Source organism: Sphingomonas sp. P2_B6, assembly GCF_056404755.1.
The window spans coordinates 83,500-102,244 of sequence record NZ_JBFUDK010000019.1 but is presented as its reverse complement, the minus strand read 5'-3'; the positions used below and the strand labels follow the sequence as shown (position 1 = coordinate 102,244).

Here is an 18,745-nt window from a genome sequence, read left to right as displayed (position 1 = left end):
TCCCCTCAATCATGCCCGCCGGGGCATTGAGCGACCGTATCCTTCAGCCGCTCGATCAGCCAGCGCCCGGCCGGGCCCGGCGGCGTATCCTTGCGGTGCACCGCGAGCATCGGCAGCACATTGCCCTCCGGCCAGCCATCCTCCAGCACCAGTTCGACCAGCCGCCCCTCGGTGAGATCGGCGCGCACCAGCGGTTCGGGCAGGCTGCCCCAGCCAAGGCCGGCGCGCAGGAATTCATGCTTGGCGCCGAGATCGGCGATGCGCCAGGTCCTGGGCGAGAGCACGCCGAATTCCTTGCCGCGCGACAGTTCCGACCGGTCGGTGAGGACGAGCTGGACATGCTCGGCAAGGTCGGCCCGGGGAATCGGTCCTGCGCGCTGCGCCAGCGGATGTTCGGGCGCCGCGACCATTATCAGCGGGATCGAGAGCAGCCGTTCCTGCACGAAATCCTCGGGCACGAGCGGCAGGGTGCCGACCACGGCAAAGGCCGCATGTCCCTCCACCACCGGCTCGACCACGGCGCCCAGCGCCTCGACATTCACGCGCAGCGGCGTGTGCGGGAAGGTCGCCTGGAAATCGCGCACGGCATGCGCGAAGACATGGATCGGGAACATCACGTCGACCGCGACCGACAGCTCGGCCTCCAGCCCGCCGGCGAGATCGCGGGCGCGCGCCTTGAACGAATCCATCCGCCCCGCCACTGCCCGCGCCTCGGGCACCAGCGCGCTGCCCGCCTCGGTCAGCGCCGGATAGCGTGCGCTGCGATCGAACAATTGCACGCCGATCTGGCGTTCGAGCGTGCCGAGCGTCTGGCTGACGACGGACTGGGCGCGGCCCAGCCGGCGTCCGGCCGCGGAGAAGCTGCCCTCCTCGGCCGCGGCGAGGAAAGTGCGGAGCTGATCGAGCGAGACGGCGTCAAGCATGTATCGGTTTTCCAGATGGTATCCAGATGAATATATAGGCTGTTGCGCTATATAACGAGTCCATATCTGACGCTTCGCAATCACTTTCCTCGTTTGCGAAGGACACCATCATGAAGCTCCTCCATGTCGATTCAAGCATTCTCGGCCCGGGCTCGGTGAGCCGTCATCTCTCGGCCTCGATCGTCGCACAGCAGCAGGCGCTGCACCCCGGCATCGAGATCGTCCGCCGCGACCTTGCAACCAACCCCGTCGATCACCTTTCCGGCCTTCACCTCGCCGCCGCCCAGGGCGCGGTGCCCGAAGCCGAGCCGCTTCAGCGCGATCTCGCCTCCGGCCAGGCGGCGCTCGAGGAATTCCTCGATGCGGACGTGGTCGTCGTCGGCGCGCCGATGTATAATTTCGGCATCCCGAGCCAGTTGAAGGCATGGATCGATCGCCTCGCGGTCGCCGGCCGCACTTTCCGCTATGGCGCCAATGGTCCCGAAGGCCTGGCGGGCGGCAAGACGGTGATCATCGCTTCGTCGCGCGGCGGCTTTTACGGCGCCGACACCCAGGCGGCGTTCCTCGACCATCAGGAAACCTATCTGCGCGGTGTGTTCGGCTTTTTCGGCATCACCGACATCAGCTTCATCCGCGCCGAAGGCGTCGCGATGGGCGAGCCGCAGCGCCAGCAGGCGATCGACAGCGCCGAGGCGGAAATCCGCAAGCTGGCAGCGTAAAGTCGGGTTCCGCGGGCGCCAATCTCCCACGGCCGCGGCACCCTTTCTCCTTTCCCGGCGAAGGCCGGGATCCAGTCGGGGGACGATCTTTGGCTGGCGTAGCGCTCCGTTACGTCGACCTTCCCTACTGGGGCCCGGCCTTCGCCGGGGAAGGTAGAAGTTTGGCGGTCCTTGACACTTATATCCGACTCGCGCATAAGTAATATGCGAGTTGGATATAAGGTGCCGCGTCGTGGACGAGTCGGACTTCCTCCAGGACTATGATCCCACCGTCTATGAGCCGCTGTCGGTCGCGGTCGATCTTGTCCTGATGAGTGTGGTGGACGGCGCGCCGGCGGCGTTGCTGGTGCGCCGCGCCGACCATCCGCATCTCGGCCGCTGGGCGCTGCCCGGCGGCTTCGTGAAGCCAGACGAGAGCCTGGACGATGCCGCGCGCCGCGTGCTCGCGACCCGCGCGCATATGGAAGGCGCCTGGATCGAGCAGCTTTACAGCTTCGGCGCGGTCGATCGCGATCCGCGCATGCGCATCGTCAGCATCGCCTATTTCGCGCTGCTGCCCGCCGAGCGCTTCGCCGCCGCGCTCACGGCAGCGCCCGAGCTGATGCTCGCCACCATCGTCGTGCCCTGGGCCGGCGAGAGCGGCGGGCCGGTCGCGGCGCACGCGCCCGACGGCGCGGCGCTGTCCCTTGCCTTCGACCATGCCGATATCCTTGGCCTCGCGATGCTGCGCCTGCGCGGCAAGCTCGATTATTCGGCGGTCGCCTTCGCGTTGCTGCCCGAGCGGTTCACGCTCCGCGCGCTGCAGGACGTGCATGAGGCGATCCTCGGCACCCAGCTCAACAAACCAGGTTTTCGCCGCCGCATGCTCGACCGCGGCTGGCTCGAGCCGACCGGCGAGCGCGAGACGGGCGCGTCGTTCCGCCCGGCCGAACTGTTCCGCCACCGCACACCCGCTTCCCCCTTTCCACGAGGAGAATGACCATGGCCTATATCCGCAATTTCGGCTTCCTCGCCCAGCTGCGCAGCGATGCGAGCAATCATGTCATCCGCTATCGCAACGGCCGCATGCGGCAGAGCGGGCGCGGGCTGGTCTTCTGGTTCCGGCCGGAGACCGCCAGCCTGGCCGAGCTGCCGATGGACGACCGCGAGATGGCGCTGTTCGTGAAGGGCCGGAGCCAGGATTTCCAGACGGTCGCGGTGCAGGGCACCCTGACCTGGCATGTCACCGACCCGGAACTGCTGGCAAGCCGGGTCGATTTCACCATCGGCGTGTTCAACGGCGCGCTGAAGGGCGAACCGATCCAGCAGATCGAGACCCGGCTCGCCGGCCTCGTCAACCAGGCAGCGCTGCAATATCTGGCGCAGGCTTCCGTGCGGGCGCTGCTCGATGCGGGGCCGGAGCCGCTGCGCAAGGCCCTCGAGGCAGCACTGGGCGGCGATCCGGCGCTGGCCGAGATCGGCATCGGCGTCGCCGCGATCCGGCTGACCAATCTCGCGCCCTCCAGCGAGCTGGAACGCGCGCTGCAGACGCCGACCTTCGAGGCGCTCCAGCAAAAGGCCGATCAGGCGACCTTCGAACGCCGGGCACTGGCGGTCGACAAGGAACGCGCGATCGCCGAAAACGAACTGGCCAACAAGACCGAGCTGGCGCGGCGCGAGAAGCAGCTGATCGCCGAGGAGACCGGCAACGCGCGCGACCGCGCCACCGGCCTTGCCGAGGCACAGCAGATCGAGGCGGCGGCCGAGGCCGAGCGCATCCGCACCGTGGAAAGCGCCAGGGCGGAGACCGAGCGCGCGCATATCGCGATCTATCGCGACCTGCCGCCCGGAGTGATGCTGGGGCTGGCCGCGCGCGAGCTGGCCGGCAAGCTCGACACGATCGAGCATCTGAACGTCACGCCCGACCTGCTCGCCACCCTGATGGGCGAGTTCAGGCGCGACACGACTGCCCTCCCCGCCACCCTGCCGGCGGCATGAGCGATGTCCACGATCACGCCTCGCGCGGTCTTCGTGACGCGGGAAACCGATTATGAGCTGCTGCTCGCGCGCCATGCGACGCGCGAGCAGGCGCGCTTCTTCCTGACGACGCGCGGGCAGCGGATCGAGGATCTCGAGCGCCACCACGACCAGCTCCATGCCACCCTGCGCGCGGCGCGGGCGGCGGTGCCCGACACCTGGCGCCAGGCGCTGGTCCACCGTGCCGATCTCGACCGGTTCCTGTTCGGACCGGAAGACGCGGTGGTCGCGGTCGGGCAGGACGGACTGGTCGCGAACGTGGCGAAATATCTGACCGGCCAGCCGGTGTTCGGCATCAACCCCGCGCCCGACCTGTATGACGGCGTGCTCGTCCGCGTGCCGATCGACCGGCTCGGCCGGTTGCTTCCGGCCGGCATGGCGGGCGATGCCGGCGCCCAGCACCGCACCATGGTCGCCGCGACGCTCGACACGGGCGAGCATCTGCTCGCGCTGAACGAAATCTTCGTCGGGCATCGCAGCCATCAATCGGCGCGCTACAGCCTGGTCGCGGGCCCTGCGCAGGAGGACCAGTCGTCGAGCGGGCTGATCGTCGCGTCGGGCACGGGGGCGACCGGCTGGGCCCGGTCGATCATGGAAGCGACGCACCAGCCGCTCGCCATCGGCGTGGAGGAACGCGCGGTCGCCTATTTCGTGCGCGAACCCTTTCCCAGTGTCTCGACCGGCACCGATCTGCGCGCCGGCCGGCTGACCGATGCGCCGCTGGCCGTCACCTCGCGCATGAACGACGGCGGGGTGATCTTCGCTGACGGGATCGAGCAGGATTTCCTGTCGTTCGACTGGGGCCGGCGCGTGACGATCGGCCCGGCGGGCCGGGCGCTCAACCTGATCACCGGCTGAGCCTGGTATGTCGCGGCCCGACCCTGTAGCGGAGCGCCATCAGGGCGCCTTCCACGGGAAGGCGCGGATCCGGGAGAATCCGTCGATGCGTGGGTGGTTGGTTACGGTTCTAGGGGCGCCTTTTCTGCTGTCCGGATGCAGCCCCTCCGCGCCCGACCAGAGCGCCACGCAAGGCCCGGTGCCGGCTCCTACGGTCAAGGCCATGGACATCCCGGTCGACAATGCCATTGCCCTGCCACCGACCGCCAATGGCGGCTCCGCAGTATTGAAGCGCGATGCCAGCAAGGTCGAAGGGATCATGCATTACAGCTGCACGGGTGGCGTGACATTGACGATCGATCACGATCTCGCCTGGGACGTGCTGCGCCTGACGATCGATGCGAAGACGTTCCAGCTGACCAACATGCTGTCCGACACCGCCACCACCAGATATCGCTCGGAAACCGGCCGCACGCCCGGCCACAGCCTGATGTGGCAGACCAACGGCGACGAGGGGACCTTGATCGAAGGCCCCGTAAAAGCGCCGGCCGATTCAGCCAGGCAGAAGACGATCAGCTGCCGACAGACTGGCTGAGGGGTTCGATCCAGCGACGAGCGCGTTCCCCGCGCCGGGCGCCTGCGCGACGCATGGCACTATTTCGGAGACGAGTCGTTTCCCGGACAGCTTTTATTCCGGGAGTGCCCCCTTGGACAGTTTCTTCACCAACATCGCGTCGCGCAGCGCGACGATCATGGGGTGGCCCTCGACCTTCCTGCTGGCCACCCTGTGCTGCATCGTCTGGGCGGTATCGGGCCCGATCTTCCATTATTCCGATACCTGGCAGCTCGTCATCAACACGGCGACGACAGTACTCACCTTCCTGGCGGTGTTCCTGATCCAGAACAGCCAGAATCGCGACGGCGCGGCGATCCAGGCGAAGCTCGACGAGATCCTGCGCGCGCTCGACAATGCCCGGGGCGAGTTCGTCGGCATCGAGCATCTGACCGACGCGCAGATCTGCGCGATCCGCACCGCGCTCGAACGCGAAGTCCAGGGTGACGATGCTGAATCCGTCGAGGAAACCGTCGACGAGCTGCTTGCCCGTCGATGAAAAAAAACGGGTGGAATTTCATCCGTTTCCCGGCGCATCGGTGGCAGTCCTCCCTTAAGGGGGACAAATTCACCAAAAATTAATTAATTTGTGTTAATCAGCATTTGCGGGCGCTTCCCGGTCGCGCCTGCCTAGAGCCCCGGCCCCCCCCCCATTCGGCCGGGGCTCTTCTCTTTTTCAGCCGTACCATTTGCCGCCATCGCCCTTCCCTCTCGCGCCGCGCCGCGATTTATGGGACGATGCGGCGCGACGGGCGTGGATCGCGCGACGATGCCGGGGACAACTGGCTGGTCGCGCCATGCCGCAACGTCGCTCGAACAGGGGAGCGGCATGGTCTTTTCCTTTCCCGTCATCGCCTTCGGCGTCATCACCGTGATCGCCGGCGGCGCTGCCATGCTGATGCCGATGGTCAGGGCCCGCCTCGCCCGGTCGCGCAGGCGCCGCCGGTCGAAGAACCGCAGGGACCGCCAGCACACGCCCCGCCAGCGGATCGATATCGTCGCGGCATCCGCCGAGAGCCCGCCTTCCGCCGAGGACAGCAGCTAAAGCGTTTTCGAGCTGGATTGCACCGTTCGGCCCCCGACTTGATCCGGGGGTGTCGAAGCCCTGCTTCTCTTCCTCGAAAGAAAGAACAGCCCTTCGACAAGCTCAGGGCGAACGAGGAGAGGTGATTCCAGCTGACTAAGCTTCGCGCTAGGAGTCCGGCATGGTGGGGAAGACCGTCATCCCCGGCGGCAGTACCGCCCAGTCGGGGCGGTCGCGATCGAACAGCACCATGGTCGGCGTGAACAGGGACGGATCGTCGAGCGTGCCGGCATAGATGGTGTGGGACTCGTCCTCGCCGACCACGCCGCCGAAGACGAGGCTGCCACAGCCCGCACATCGGTTGCGCACTGCCTCCCCGCCGCGAAACGCGGGCGAGCGGACCTGCATCGTCTCGCCGCTGAAGCGCAGCACAGCAGCCGGGAAACCCATGAACGGGATATAGGCCGATCCCGACGCGCGGCGGCAATCGCCGCAGCAGCAATAGCCGGCATAATCGGGTGCGGCGACCGCCTCATAGCGCACCGCGCCGCATAGGCAGCCGCCGGTGATGGAGACGGTACCGGCCATGGCGCACTTCTATGAGAGCGCCGAAGCCCCGGCAAGCATTGCCTTAGCGCATCAGCCCGGCGGCGCGCAGCGCATCCTCGATCACCTTTTTCACGCCGGATATTTCCACCTGCGGGGCCGCGGTGGAAACGCGCCGGGGCCGGACGGGCACCGGGCGATCCTGGCGCGGCACGGCCCGTGCCTTGCGCGCAGACGCCGGCGCGGCATCGGCAATGCCCCAGGAAGCGGCGATGTGCCCCGTCGAGCAGATCCCGACATCCAGCATATAGGGCATGGCCGCGCCGCATCCCTCGGCCGGCGCGATCGGCGTGCCGTGTCCCATGCCGGCGATGGCATGCGCCTCGATCCGGACGCGGCCCTTGGCGTCAGTCCAGGTCCGCCTGGTGTGGCCGCCGATCGTCTCGGCCAGCGCCGGCGCCGAGTCCAGGCCCTGGAGCAGGCGCCATTGCTCGACGATATCCTCCATGTTGGAGGCGGCGACGGTCGAATCGGCAGTGCCGTGCCAGACCGACAGCATCGGCCAGGACCCGTCATGGTCCGAGGCCTGGCGGACTCGCGCGGAGAGTTCCTGACCCTTGGGCCCGCCATGGCCGCGCATCCGGTCGAACGCCTGGGGCACGCCCGCTGCCGTACCGTAAGGCAGCCCGGCGACGATCGCGCCGCCGGCGAACAGCTCGGGCCAGGTCGCGAGCATCACCGCCGTCATCGCACCGCCGGCCGAGAGGCCGGTCACGAACACCCGTGACGGATCGAGATCATGCTCCGCGATCATCTGGCCGATCATGTTCCGGATCGACAGCGGCTCGCCGCCGTCGCGGCCGACATCGCCGGGTTCGAACCAGTTGAAGCAGAGATTGGCGTTGTTGCTGCGCTTCTGCTCCGGATAGAGCAGCGCGAAGCCGTGCCGGTCGGCGAGCGTCGACCAGCCCGATCCGTGATCATAGCCCGCAGCATTCTGGGTGCAGCCGTGCAGCACCACGACCAGCGGCGCACCGGGCCGCAATCCCTCGGGAACATGGATGCGCGCCGCGAGCTGGCCCGGATTGGCGCCGGTGAGGACCATGTCGGTCAGCCGGTCCGCGCCGCCGGCGAACGCCTGCCCCATGCCGGCCTGGGCCGCGGCGAGCCGCGTGATGGTGTCGGAAAGCGTACGCATGATCGGTCCCCCAGGGGGCGAACGAGTCGTCCGCACCTGCTCAACGGATCATAGGCCGGTTTGTTGCTGCGGTGCACAATAAACATTGCCCGCGTCAAACTTCCGATGGCCCCGCGGCCCCGGCGCGGATAGATTCCGCGGCATGCGAACCCTGGTCTTTTGCCTGATGGCGTTGATCGCCACCCCCGCGAGCGCCCAACGCCTCCCGTCAGCAAAGGCGATCGACGCGCGAGCCCGCGCCGCCATGGCGGAGACCGGCGCGAAGGGCATGGCGATCGCGGTGATCGACAAGGGTAAGGTGGTCCATGTCCAGGCGTACGGCATCCGCAATGCCAAGGGCGATCCGCTGCTGACCGATACCGTGATGTACGGCGCCTCGCTGACCAAGACGGTGATGGCCTATACCACCCTGACCCTGGTCGACCGCGGCGTCCTCTCGCTCGATACGCCGTTCGCCGCCGATCTCGACCGGCCCCTGCCCGATTATGACAGCGCGGCGATCGCGCCGGGCAAATATGGTCCGTACAAGGACCTGGCGGGCGACGATCGCTGGCGGCGCATCACGCCGCGCATGGCGCTGACGCATTCCACGGGCTTCCGCAATTTCTGGTTCCTCGAACCCGATGAAAAGCTGCGTATCCATTTCGATCCGGGCACGCAGTTCAGCTATTCGGGCGAAGGGTTCAGCCTGTTGCAGTTCGTCATCGAGCATGGCCGGAAGGCCCAGGGCCTCGGCCTCGATGTCGGCGGCCTGACCGATGCGATCTTCGCGACGCTGGGCATGACGCGCACCAGCCTCACCTGGCGCCCCGATTTCCGCCCCAACCTGGCCGATGGCTGGAACGACAAGGGCGAGCCGGTCGAGCATGACGAACGGTCGAACGTGCGCGCGGCCGGATCGATGGACACCAGCATCGCCGACCTTGCGACATTCGTCGCGGCGCTGGTGCGCGGCGACGGCTTGTCCCCTGCCTCACGCGCCGAAATGGTCAAGCCGAGCCTGCCGATCGCGACCGCGCATCAATTCCCCAATCTCGCGCCCGATCTGCCGGTGGCCGAGCGCCGCAAGGGCCTGGCGGCGGGCCTCGGCGTTATCGTGTTCGACGGGCCGCAGGGGCATGGCTTCTTCAAGGGCGGGCATGACGAGCAGACCGGCAACACCATGGTCTGCCTGGAACGAGGCCAGCGCTGCGTGCTGATCCTGTCCAACGACGTGCGGGCCGAGGCGGCCTATCCCGCGCTGGTCCGCTTCATCCTGGGCGAAACCGGCACTCCCTATGACTGGGAATATGGCGACCATGCGGGGAAATCCTGAGCCGTTCGGCGGCGGACGACGACCGATCTACCGGGTCGAGGGCCGAAGCCCGACAACATCCCGCGCCGCCGCCCGAGTCGCGCGGATACTGTCCGAGGCATAGACCGCCAGCCCGGTCCAGATCAGCGCAAAGGCGGCAAGGTCGTGCGGGCGCAGATGCTCGCCGAACACAAAGACGGCGAGCAGGAACTGCAAGGTCGGCGCGATATATTGCAGCAGGCCGAGCGCCGCATAAGGCATGCGCCGCGCGGCACCCGCGAACAGCAGCAGCGGCGCCGCGGTGACCGCGCCCGCCACGACCAGCAACAGGTCGGTCGCGGTCTCGCGGCCGAACGCGCCCTCGCCGCCGCCATGCGCGACCAGCAACAGGCCGAAGGCGAAGGGCGCGAGCAGGATCGTCTCGATCAGCAGCCCGCCCAGCGCATCGATCGCCACCACCTTGCGGATCAGGCCATAGATGCCGAAGGTCAGCGCCAGCACCAGCGAAATCCAGATGCTGCTGCCGTTGGACAGCGCCATCACCAGCACCCCCGCCGCCGCCAGCGCGATCGCCACGCCCTGGACGCGCCGCACCCGTTCCCCCAGCACCGCCACGCCCAGCGCGACATTGACCAGCGGATTGATGAAATAGCCCAGGCTCGCATCGAGCACATGGGCATTCTGCACCGCCCAGATATAGACCAGCCAGTTGACCCCGATCAGCAGGGCACTGGCCATCAGCATCAGCAGCGTGCGCCGCGTCACCGCCGCGAGGATCGACCGCACGCGCCCGAACAACAGCGCGAGGACGACCAGCATCAGCACCGACCACAGGATGCGATGCGCCAGGATCTGGCTGGCCGGCACATGCTGCAGCAGCTTCAGGTACAGCGGCAGCACGCCCCAGACTATATAGGCCGCGACGCCCAGCATGATGCCGGTGCCCGCGGGCGCCAAGGAAGGGGATGGAGCGTGGTCGGTCACGGTTTTGCCTGTGCCCGGGCGTTGCGCCGCAGACGGAGTGGAGGAGGCAGGCAAATGGTCGGCATCGGCCGCCATGGCAACCCGCTTGCCCCCGCACTTTTCCTTGGGGCTGCGATGGCCCCGTTATCGACCGGCTCTGACCGATCCGATCATGCCACCGTCATGCGATCGCCGCGGGAAACGGCGCATGCCGCCGGTCCAGCTGGGCCCCGCTAGAGCGAGCGCTAAATCCGATCCGTTTGTCCTGAGTAGGGAGCGAGGTGCCGAAGGCGTATCGAGAGCCCGTATCGAAGGACAGGTTGTCGCACGGAACCTGTCCTTCGATACGGGCTCTCGATACGCCGCTACGCGGCTCCTCGATGGCTACTCAGGACGAACGGGTGTTGGTGGCGCCGATTTAATGCAAGATACTCCAGATACGAAGGACGGTTATCGCACCAGGGGCCGGACCCGCCTGGCCTGGGTGGGCGTCGCGACGGACGATGCAAGCGCGGCGACGCGTCTGCGCTCCGCCAGCAGCGCGGCGATCTCGGCGCCCTCATAGCGGAAGGGCGGCTTGCAGCGTTCGGGAAAGGAAATGCGCATGCGCGGGATATCCCCCGCGAAGCCGGCAGCAATGCTATCAAGTACGCGCGTCAGCGACCCTTGCGCAACGACTTCCAGATCTCCGCTCGCCCTGTCGCCGTCGCGCGGGCGAACCGCTGCGACTGCATCCTCGTTCCACGAAATCTCCACAGGCCTGTCTCCTCGTGAAGGAGCATCCACCCGCGGAAACGGGAGCGCAATGATCTGGGTCAAGAGGCGGCGCGGTATGACGCCGTCCTCTGGTCATCTCACAGAATAAGAAGGAGCAGCACCACCCATATCGCCAATGACAAGATCGTGGCAATCATGAAACCCACGACACCGGAAAGCCTGGCGTGTCCCCGCAGCAAATCAAGCTGGTGCGGCAGCATCACTTTGCTCATTTAAGCGACCTTTTCGGCTTGTATCCTCTCGCAGCAACAATGCACCAAAGTGATGGCAGTTCCAACAAAAATGACGCGATTGTCATCAAATTGAACTTTGTTGGCGCCAGCTCCGTACCCAATGCTCTAAAAGGCGTGATCGCCGGGTCGCGCGCACGGATTCTAACGCGGCACCACCTCCAGAATCGAGTCCCCGGCTTCGAGGCGCCCCGCCTCGATTTCCCAGAAGCCGAAGGCGCTGTCGCCGCGATAGATGCGCATGCCGAGGCCGGTGCCGATCTGGGCCAGCGGGCGGCCCACCTCCTCCGCCTTGACCGGCCGTTCGTGCAACGCGACGCGGCCGTCCGCGGCCGCGAGATCGGCCATATAGTCCGCGATGTGCGGCCCGTGGGTCGACCCGGCGAGCAGCAGCCCGGCAAAGCTCGCCGGGTTGATCACCGTGGTGGCGCCGGCCTGTTTCGCCAGCGCCTCATTGTCCTCCGAGCGGATGATGACGCTGATCGGCACGTCGGGCGCGAGGCGCCGCGCGGTCAGCACGATCAGGATCGAGGTGTCGTCGCGCCCGGCCGAAATGATGATCGCGCGCGCCTTGTCGATCTTGACAGCCTCGAGCGTCGCGTTGCGAGTGGCGTCGCCCTCCAGCACCGCCGCGCCGCATTCCTCGGCGAGGCGCAGCGCCGCGGCGCGTTCGTCGATCACCACGATGGTGTCCGCCGGCTTGCCGCGGCGGATCAGCTCGCACACTGCCTCCGCGCCGCTGGTGCCATAGCCGGCCACGACGAAGTGGCCGCTCAATTGCCGCTGGATCACGCTCATACGCCATTTCTCCCAGACGCGCTTGAGGAGGAAATCATAGGCCGTGCCGAGAAAGATCAGCCATACGAACAGCCGCACCGGCGTGACCACGAAGGTGTCGAACATCCGCGCCTGCGGGGTGACCGGCACGATATCGCCATAACCGACCGTGGTGATGGTGATCATGGTGAAATAGAGCACATCGAGAAAGGTGACATGGCCGTCGACATTGTCGCGCAGGCCATCCCGGTCGAGCCAATGGACCGACAGCGCGATGCCGATCAGCCCGAGCGCGAGCAGCACCCGGCAGACGAGCGACAGCCAGATGGGCGTCCGGCTCTTGCGGCGCAGGTTGAGGAAGCTGTCCTTGGGAGCGGGGCCGCGCAACATCACACCGTGTAACGCGCCGGCGCGAGAAGAAGAAGCATGCTTGCCGGCGCTTCGCCTAACGCCGCCGGATCGCCGCCCCGCCAACGCCGTCTGCGACATCCCCTCGGGATATCACCATTTTGGCGCTTTCCGATGTTCCCGTTTTGATCTAGTTTCACGACATGAGCCGATTCGCCGCAGACCTTGCCCCAGCCGATCTCGCCCCTGTCATCCTGGCGGCGCCCGCCTGGGCGCGGATCGGCATCGCCGTCCGCGATCCGCGGCTCCGCGCGCGGGCGGCGGAAACGCTCGCCCGCGCGATCCTGGAGGGGCTGGACGCCGACGAACCGGCGCAGGACGTGAACCAGCTTTTGCTCGGCCTGTAACAACTTCGTTACAGGGGAAGGAACGCCAGGCGATTCCGTCCGTTATGTTGCCAGGTCTCATGAAAGAGCCCGGCGCGCCCGCGAAAGCCTCCGCGCTGTTTCATTGGTCATGGAGAGCAAGATGGGTCTCATTATACTTTTGATCGTCGGCGGCGTCATTGGCTGGCTTGCCAGCATGATCATGCGCACCGACGCGCAGCAGGGCGTTTTCCTGAATGTCGTGGTCGGCATCGTCGGCGCGGTCCTTGCCGGCTTCCTTCTGTCGCCGCTGCTCGGCGTTCCGCCGATCACCAGCGGTGGGTACAGCATCTCGACGATCCTGGTGTCGCTGCTCGGCGCGGTCGTGCTGCTCGCGATCGTCAACCTGGTACGTCGCGGATCGGTTCGCTAACCGGTTCCCGAAACCAACGGCGCGGGGCGGCTTCGGCCGCCCCGTTTGCGTTCAGCCGCCGAGCAGCCAGAGCCGCCCCGCATGGCAGAAAAGCAGGACGGAAAGCCCGGCGGAACAGCCGAAACAGACATGGCCGACATAGACCAGGACCGGCGGATTGGGCTGCCGTTTCTTCCGATTGAGACTTGCGCCCGACAACACGAAGCTGGTCAGCAGGCCATAGGCAAAAGCGATCGCACCAAACATCAATCGTCCCGCTCGTCATTGCTCAAGCCGGGCCCCCGCCCCGCCTGCGCGTTGCTCAATCACAAGCTGGTGAGGTGATCAAGCGGACGACACGCACGGGTTCGGCGAACCGCGGCAAAGGCACGATGGTGCGCTGCCGAAACGGCATCGGAACTGGCGGGGGAAACGGGCGGGAAATGAAACCAGGCCGGACGATGCTGTCCGAACCGGCCTGGTTTACCCCCGACTAGGTGTGAGCCCGATGCGGTTGGCGTGGCCTGAACGATCCGACCTTGAAACTGTTCCGTCGGCCGACGGCATTTATGGAAGCGCTTACGCTGCGCGTCGTCCAGCCACTCCGATGCGGGCGCTTCGCTACGAATGCCGCCAGCCTTTCGCGGAACGGTCAGGCTTCATACATGGTGACGGCTGGATATTTACGCGTTCGACGATAGCCGCATGGACGAAGAGGCAGGATGCTCCCCGATCTTGGCGCCACCACGCCGCTCTACTTGCTGCTCGCCGGGCTGCTGATCGCGGCGGTGATCGGGCGGCGCATGCCGGTGGTGCGGACATTGACCACGCTGGTCATCTGGCTGGTGCTCGGCGGGCTGGTGGTGATGCTGGTGCGCGACCGCGGGCGCTTCGATCCCTATCTCGCCAAGGTCGCCGCCATGCTCCAGGCCGACAAGCAGGAAGTGGTCGGCAAGGAAGTGCGAATCCGCATGGCGAATGACGGGCATTTCTGGGTGCATGCGCGCATCGGCGGGGTCGAGCGTCGGATGCTGGTCGACAGCGGCGCGACGGTGACCGCGCTCTCCGCCGGAACCGCGGCCGACGCCGGGGTAGAGGTGAAGGATACCCCCTTCCCGGTCGTGCTGCGCACCGCCAATGGCACGGTCAACGCCTTGACCGGCACGATCCCGGAACTGCGCTTCGGCACGATCGTCGCGCGCGACCTCGCCGTGGTGGTCTCCCCCGCCTTCGGCGACACCGACGTGATCGGGATGAACTTCCTGTCGCGGCTCAAATCCTGGCGGGTCGAGGGCAAGACGCTGATCCTCGAGCCGAACCATCCCCAGCCGGTGAAACCCGACACGGCGTGACTCGAACAATCACTTTGGCATCCTCCGGCAATCGCCATAGGAAGGCGCGGAAACCACCGGACAGGATGACCGATGATCGCACGTGCCGCCCTTGCCTCAGCCCTTGTCGCCCTGATGGCCGCCGCCACGCCGGCCGCGGCATCCGACTATGTCGTGATCCGCAAGGAGATCCTGGTCGACCGCTCCGCCGACGCAGTGTGGAAGCGGGTCGGCGGCTATTGCGCGATCGCCGAGTGGCTGAAGGTGAAATGCGAGATCGTCTCGGGTAGCGGCGATGTCGGCACGATCCGCCGTCTGAACGACACCACGCTCGAACCGATGGTCGCCAGCACCGCGCACTCCTATACCTATGGCCAGACCGCCGGCGGCATGGCGACCTTCGCCTATAACGGCACGCTCGCGGTCGAGCCGGCCGGCACGGGCAAGTCGCGCATCGTCTACACGCTGATCTACGACGCCGCGCTGATGCCCTCGGACGAGGTGCGCAAGGCCCAGTTCGACCGCGTCAACCCGCGCTTCCAGGGCGCGATCGAGACGATGAAGGCGCTGGCCGAAGCGGAGAAATAGGGCCCCGAAGGCACAAACCCACCCGTTCGTGCCGAGTAGAGATCGAGTAGCCGAAGGCATATCGAGAGCTCGTATCGAGGCACAGGTGGAGCACGATACGCTTGTCCCTCGATATGCCATCTCGACAAGCTCGATGGCTACTCGGGACAAACGGGTGGAGTGCCCACTTCTAGCCCCCCATCGTCATCGCGCCGGCCCCGAACAGCATCCACAGCGCCATCGCAACCATCATCACATTCTCGGTCAGCGAGATGAAGCCGAGCGGCACCTTGCTGTCGCCGCCGACGCACGCGCATTTGATGTCGCGCCGCTCGATATAGACTGCCTTGAACACCGAGACCGCGCCGATCCCGCCGATCACCAGCGCGATGGGCGCCGACAGCCAGGTCAGCGCGCCCGAGACCATCAGCACGCCGGCCAGGCCCTCGGCATAAGGATAGATCGTCCCGTACGGCACCCAGCGCTTCGCCAGCAGATCGTAATTCAGGAACATCGCCGAGAAGCGCTCGACATCCTGCAGCTTGAGCAAGGCGAGCACGCACATGCTGAAGGCGATGAACCACTCGCCCGCACGGATCGTGAAGGGGGTGCCGAACACGGCCTGGCTTGCGGCCAGCGCCATCAGCGCGGTCATCGCGAACAGCATGATCACCGGGCGATAGGTCACCGCATTCGGATCGCGCACCGGCTTGCCGAAGAAGCGGCGAAGGTCGTCATAGCCGCCGATCCGCGCGCCATCGATGAAAGTCTGCGGCGTGGTCTTCACATTGTGCTCGGCCTTGAACGCATCGGTCTCTTCGCGCGTCCTGAGCCACCGATCGTCCACCTGATAGCCCTGGCGGCGGAGCAGGTCCTTAGCCTTCAGCCCCCAGGGACAGACATGATCGGGCATGACCATGCGGTAGAGGGTGGCCTGTCCGGCCGGGCGGGTCGTCATCATGCATCTCCAGCGCCCTTGCTCGCGGGCGGACCCGGCCCATATGGGGTCCGGACCATGGTACGGAGTCAAGCGATGGCGGAGATAACGATCGCGGGGCTGGCGCGCGAAGGTGGCGTCGGCGTGGAAACGGTGCGCTATTATCAGCGCCGCGGCCTGATCGACGAGCCGGCACGCACCGGCGGGTCAGGCCTGGCCGGCGGCATCCGCCGCTATGGCGCGGATCATGTGCGGCGGCTGCGCTTCATCCGCTCGGCGCAGGGCGCTGGCTTCACGCTCGAGGAGATCGGCGAGCTGCTCGCGCTCGACGCGACTGAGGACCGCGACCGCGCGAGGCGGCTCGCGACCGAGCGGCTCGCCGCGCTCGACGAGAAGATCGCCGAGCTCGAGCTGGCGCGCACTGCGCTCAAGCGGCTGGCGCACGCGTGCGACACCAGCGCAAGCGGCCCCTGCCCGATCCTCGACGCGTTCGACCGGGCTTAGGAAGCGAGTTCGATCATCCGCGCCGGCATGTGCCGGCACGGCCCGAGATGACCGCGTGGCCGGGTGCACAGGCTTTCGCCCGAACCTGAGCCGGCGGCGCGCAGGCAGGTGGAGCCAGGACGCAATCTGAAGGCCGCAGGAACGGCCGCTACAGCATAGTTCATCGCTTCCCCTTTTCGCTTTCGCGAAACGATCAACGACGACGCGGCCTTCGCGTTCCGACCCCGAAACGGAATCCTGTGGACAAATCTACAAGCAGTCCGGATTCCAGCAGGTTGTGGATCCGAAAAATTTCGGCGGCGACCGGCCCGTATCGATCAGAAGGGCGAAGCACCGATATATTTCAACAGACCGAGCACCGCGATCAACACCGCGATGGCGATGATGATGTTCGCGATATTGATGCTGCTCTTTGCGACCACGACCTTTTCGTCGCTGTTGATCTCGGCCATGACTCTACTCCCTTGATGATTCGCCCTGAAGCGATCTACCGACCCCAACGCGCCATCGGCCTCGCCGTTCCTGTGGCGCTCTCCGTCCCGGCAACATCGTTCTTCCAAGCATTTGCAGGGCGGAAGGAGGTCGCTCCGGCGACTGCGTTGGGGCCTGCTCTCCTCATCTCGTGTACCGAATTCGAGCCGGTCCTGGGGTAATTAGGACTAATTCATGCTGCACCCTTTCCCGCAACAATATTGCAACCGCAGTTCATGCAGATTAGGACCGCCGGGCACGTCGACGCCGGCGGACCGGAAATATCCGCTGTCGGCTCGTCTTGCCTGTTCAGGGAGTATCATGAGTGAAGTCGTCAAAACCCAGCGTATTGGGACGCTTGAAGTGTGCGTTCGGAAAGCATGAGCCTGACCGACGCAAGGCGCGCAAGGTCTCTGGAGTATGGCGCGGATACTGCCTGCATTGTAACCGCAGCATGGAACGCGTCGATCGCAAATGGCGCTGCATAACGCGCTAGGCAGGGCATTTCGTTAGCAGGGATCATCGCCGCCGGCCGACATTTCGCCCAAGCATCGCGATATGTATCGATCGGGCCGGAATAGAGCCGAAATGCTGCGCCGCTCGCCCGCGGCTTGTCCAAGGACTGAGCTCTTCCGCTAAAGCATGGTTTCGACAATCCGGTGAGCGTCCGGGGCGGAATCGGGGGTGGGGTTCCAGCCCGGTTTCGCTACCGCCGGACGCCAAACCTGTAGATCGTCGTCGACCGAAACGTCTCGCCCGGGCGCAATATCGTCGAGGGGAAAGCGGGCTGATTCGGGCTGTCGGGATAATGCTGCGTCTCGAGCGCGAAGCCGGCGCCCTGGCGCAGCATGCGGCCGTCACGCGTCATCTGTTTCCCGTTGAAGTGATTGGCAGTGTAGAATTGCACCCCCGGCTGGGTCGTGCGCATCTCCAGCGTGCGGCCGCTCGCCGGGTCCCAGGCGCGCGCGCCGACGGGGATGGGGTCGGCCGCCGGCTTGGTCAGCACGAAATTATGGTCGAAGCCATTGCCCAACAGCATCTGCGGATCGTTCGAGGCAACGCGTTCGCCGATCCGCGTTAGCTTGCGCAGGTCGAACGGGGTGCCGGTGACCGACCGTATCTCGCCGACCGCATTGCGCTTGTCGTCGATCACCGCGAAACTGTCCGCGACGATCTGGATGCGCTGGTCGTCAACGCTGCCCGCCCGGTCGCCGCCCAGGTTGAAATAGCTGTGGTTGGTCAGGTTCACCACGGTCGGTTTGGTCGTGGTCGCGAGATAGTCGATCCGCACCGCATCGTCGGCGCCGAGCGTATAGGTCACTGCCACGTCCATCGCGCCGGGAAAGCCGTTCTCCCCATCGGCGCTGTGATAGCGCAGCGTGAGGCTGCGGCAGCCGGCAGTGGTGCACGGCTCGGCCTTCCATACCCTGGACGAGAAACCCTTGCGCCCGCCATGCGAGACGATCGCGGTCGGATCCGGCGAGAGCGGGTAGCGCACACCGTCAATTGAAAAGCCGCCATGCGAGATGCGGTTGGCATAGCGCCCGATCACCGCGCCGACGGTCGGCGATGCCTCATAGGCCGCGACGTCGGGCAGCGCGATGACGACATTGGCGATATGGCCCGTCCGGTCGCGCACGCTGATCTCGTCGATCGCCGCGCCGAGCGTCAGCACGCCCAGCCGCGTGCCGCGATCGTTGCGCAGCACATAGCGGTCGACCGTCCGGCCCTCCGCCGTGACGCCGAAATCGCGCCGTTCCGGGCCCGCCGGTGGCGCCGCGGCGGCGAGGGGAAGGGCAAGCAGGACGGTGAACAGGCACTTCGCTGGATTCAAGACAACCTCCCCTTTTGGCGCCCATCCTAGCCTGGCCGATGGTCAGCACCAATCGGATT

Annotated in this window: 24 protein-coding genes; 13 read left to right on the top strand and 11 right to left on the bottom strand. The window is 66.3% G+C overall.

Features of this window, described 5'->3' with window-relative positions:
* Positions 1-5: 5 nt before the first annotated feature.
* A complete protein-coding gene (locus AC1DX5_RS21270) occupies positions 6-923 on the bottom strand; it encodes a LysR family transcriptional regulator (protein ID WP_478017274.1) in 918 nt (305 codons plus the stop codon).
* A gap of 110 nt (positions 924-1,033) precedes the next feature.
* Between AC1DX5_RS21270 and AC1DX5_RS21265 the strand changes: the two genes are divergently transcribed.
* The 7 genes from AC1DX5_RS21265 (at position 1,034) to AC1DX5_RS21235 (ending at position 6,153) form a co-directional block, all read left to right on the top strand.
* On the top strand, positions 1,034-1,642 hold the full coding sequence (locus AC1DX5_RS21265; protein ID WP_478017273.1) for an FMN-dependent NADH-azoreductase: 609 nt from the start codon (positions 1,034-1,036) through the stop codon (positions 1,640-1,642).
* A gap of 232 nt (positions 1,643-1,874) precedes the next feature.
* Positions 1,875-2,621, top strand: coding sequence for an NUDIX hydrolase (locus AC1DX5_RS21260; protein WP_478017272.1), 747 nt, complete (start codon positions 1,875-1,877; stop codon positions 2,619-2,621).
* A gap of 2 nt (positions 2,622-2,623) precedes the next feature.
* Positions 2,624-3,619 (top strand): SPFH domain-containing protein, encoded by a 996-nt coding sequence (locus AC1DX5_RS21255; RefSeq protein ID WP_478017271.1) that lies wholly within the window; start codon positions 2,624-2,626, stop codon positions 3,617-3,619.
* A gap of 3 nt (positions 3,620-3,622) precedes the next feature.
* Complete coding sequence (locus tag AC1DX5_RS21250; protein ID WP_478017270.1) at positions 3,623-4,516, top strand: hypothetical protein; 894 nt, start codon at positions 3,623-3,625, stop codon at positions 4,514-4,516.
* A gap of 178 nt (positions 4,517-4,694) precedes the next feature.
* Positions 4,695-5,090 carry a hypothetical protein gene (locus AC1DX5_RS21245; RefSeq protein WP_478017269.1) on the top strand — a complete coding sequence of 132 codons (396 nt, stop codon included), beginning with the start codon at positions 4,695-4,697 and terminating at the stop codon, positions 5,088-5,090.
* A gap of 112 nt (positions 5,091-5,202) precedes the next feature.
* The gene (locus AC1DX5_RS21240) at positions 5,203-5,607 is read left to right on the top strand and encodes a low affinity iron permease family protein (protein WP_465170419.1); all 405 of its coding nucleotides are present in this window, start codon (positions 5,203-5,205) and stop codon (positions 5,605-5,607) included.
* A gap of 270 nt (positions 5,608-5,877) precedes the next feature.
* The gene (locus tag AC1DX5_RS21235; RefSeq protein WP_478017268.1) at positions 5,878-6,153 is read left to right on the top strand and encodes a hypothetical protein; all 276 of its coding nucleotides are present in this window, start codon (positions 5,878-5,880) and stop codon (positions 6,151-6,153) included.
* Positions 6,154-6,300: 147 nt separating this feature from the next.
* Here the strand turns inward: AC1DX5_RS21235 and AC1DX5_RS21230 are convergent, their stop codons facing one another.
* Both AC1DX5_RS21230 and AC1DX5_RS21225 read right to left on the bottom strand, forming a co-directional pair.
* Positions 6,301-6,720, bottom strand: coding sequence for a GFA family protein (locus tag AC1DX5_RS21230; protein ID WP_478017267.1), 420 nt, complete (start codon positions 6,718-6,720; stop codon positions 6,301-6,303).
* A 43-nt stretch (positions 6,721-6,763) separates the two neighbouring features.
* Positions 6,764-7,876 (bottom strand): extracellular catalytic domain type 1 short-chain-length polyhydroxyalkanoate depolymerase, encoded by a 1,113-nt coding sequence (locus tag AC1DX5_RS21225; protein WP_465170422.1) that lies wholly within the window; start codon positions 7,874-7,876, stop codon positions 6,764-6,766.
* 142 nt (positions 7,877-8,018) lie between these two features.
* Between AC1DX5_RS21225 and AC1DX5_RS21220 the strand changes: the two genes are divergently transcribed.
* Positions 8,019-9,191 (top strand): serine hydrolase domain-containing protein, encoded by a 1,173-nt coding sequence (locus AC1DX5_RS21220; RefSeq protein ID WP_478017266.1) that lies wholly within the window; start codon positions 8,019-8,021, stop codon positions 9,189-9,191.
* Between the two features lie 27 nt (positions 9,192-9,218).
* On the opposite strand, the gene rarD is transcribed toward AC1DX5_RS21220, so the two are convergent.
* From rarD to AC1DX5_RS21200, 4 genes are all read right to left on the bottom strand, one after another.
* Positions 9,219-10,154 (bottom strand): EamA family transporter RarD, encoded by a 936-nt coding sequence (rarD, locus tag AC1DX5_RS21215; RefSeq protein WP_478017265.1) that lies wholly within the window; start codon positions 10,152-10,154, stop codon positions 9,219-9,221.
* A 429-nt stretch (positions 10,155-10,583) separates the two neighbouring features.
* Complete coding sequence (locus tag AC1DX5_RS21210; protein WP_465174648.1) at positions 10,584-10,739, bottom strand: hypothetical protein; 156 nt, start codon at positions 10,737-10,739, stop codon at positions 10,584-10,586.
* Positions 10,740-10,987: 248 nt separating this feature from the next.
* A complete protein-coding gene (locus AC1DX5_RS21205) occupies positions 10,988-11,122 on the bottom strand; it encodes a hypothetical protein (RefSeq protein WP_465170426.1) in 135 nt (44 codons plus the stop codon).
* 162 nt (positions 11,123-11,284) lie between these two features.
* Positions 11,285-12,307 carry a potassium channel family protein gene (locus AC1DX5_RS21200; protein WP_478017264.1) on the bottom strand — a complete coding sequence of 341 codons (1,023 nt, stop codon included), beginning with the start codon at positions 12,305-12,307 and terminating at the stop codon, positions 11,285-11,287.
* Positions 12,308-12,468: 161 nt separating this feature from the next.
* Here AC1DX5_RS21200 and AC1DX5_RS21195 point away from each other — a divergent pair, with 161 nt between their 5' ends.
* On the top strand, positions 12,469-12,672 hold the full coding sequence (locus tag AC1DX5_RS21195; RefSeq protein ID WP_465170428.1) for a DUF6771 family protein: 204 nt from the start codon (positions 12,469-12,471) through the stop codon (positions 12,670-12,672).
* Positions 12,673-12,793: 121 nt separating this feature from the next.
* Positions 12,794-13,063 (top strand): GlsB/YeaQ/YmgE family stress response membrane protein, encoded by a 270-nt coding sequence (locus tag AC1DX5_RS21190; RefSeq protein ID WP_465170429.1) that lies wholly within the window; start codon positions 12,794-12,796, stop codon positions 13,061-13,063.
* 51 nt (positions 13,064-13,114) lie between these two features.
* Here the strand turns inward: AC1DX5_RS21190 and AC1DX5_RS21185 are convergent, their stop codons facing one another.
* Positions 13,115-13,309 carry a hypothetical protein gene (locus AC1DX5_RS21185; RefSeq protein ID WP_465170430.1) on the bottom strand — a complete coding sequence of 65 codons (195 nt, stop codon included), beginning with the start codon at positions 13,307-13,309 and terminating at the stop codon, positions 13,115-13,117.
* 455 nt (positions 13,310-13,764) lie between these two features.
* On the opposite strand from AC1DX5_RS21185, the gene AC1DX5_RS21180 reads away from it, so the two are divergent.
* Both AC1DX5_RS21180 and AC1DX5_RS21175 read left to right on the top strand, forming a co-directional pair.
* The gene (locus tag AC1DX5_RS21180; protein WP_478017263.1) at positions 13,765-14,394 is read left to right on the top strand and encodes a retropepsin-like aspartic protease family protein; all 630 of its coding nucleotides are present in this window, start codon (positions 13,765-13,767) and stop codon (positions 14,392-14,394) included.
* 72 nt (positions 14,395-14,466) lie between these two features.
* Entirely contained in the window at positions 14,467-14,961 is a 495-nt protein-coding gene (locus AC1DX5_RS21175; RefSeq protein ID WP_478017262.1) for an SRPBCC family protein, read from the top strand.
* A 169-nt stretch (positions 14,962-15,130) separates the two neighbouring features.
* On the opposite strand, the gene AC1DX5_RS21170 is transcribed toward AC1DX5_RS21175, so the two are convergent.
* Positions 15,131-15,901: a MauE/DoxX family redox-associated membrane protein gene (locus AC1DX5_RS21170; RefSeq protein ID WP_478017261.1), complete on the bottom strand. Its 771-nt coding sequence runs from the start codon at positions 15,899-15,901 to the stop codon at positions 15,131-15,133.
* Positions 15,902-15,973: 72 nt separating this feature from the next.
* On the opposite strand from AC1DX5_RS21170, the gene AC1DX5_RS21165 reads away from it, so the two are divergent.
* Positions 15,974-16,381, top strand: coding sequence for a MerR family transcriptional regulator (locus AC1DX5_RS21165; RefSeq protein WP_465170434.1), 408 nt, complete (start codon positions 15,974-15,976; stop codon positions 16,379-16,381).
* A 317-nt stretch (positions 16,382-16,698) separates the two neighbouring features.
* Here AC1DX5_RS21165 and AC1DX5_RS21160 read toward each other — a convergent pair whose 3' ends face one another.
* On the bottom strand, positions 16,699-16,833 hold the full coding sequence (locus tag AC1DX5_RS21160) for a hypothetical protein (RefSeq protein ID WP_465170435.1): 135 nt from the start codon (positions 16,831-16,833) through the stop codon (positions 16,699-16,701).
* A gap of 725 nt (positions 16,834-17,558) precedes the next feature.
* The gene (locus tag AC1DX5_RS21155; protein WP_478017260.1) at positions 17,559-18,686 is read right to left on the bottom strand and encodes an aldose epimerase family protein; all 1,128 of its coding nucleotides are present in this window, start codon (positions 18,684-18,686) and stop codon (positions 17,559-17,561) included.
* Positions 18,687-18,745: the final 59 nt, after the last annotated feature.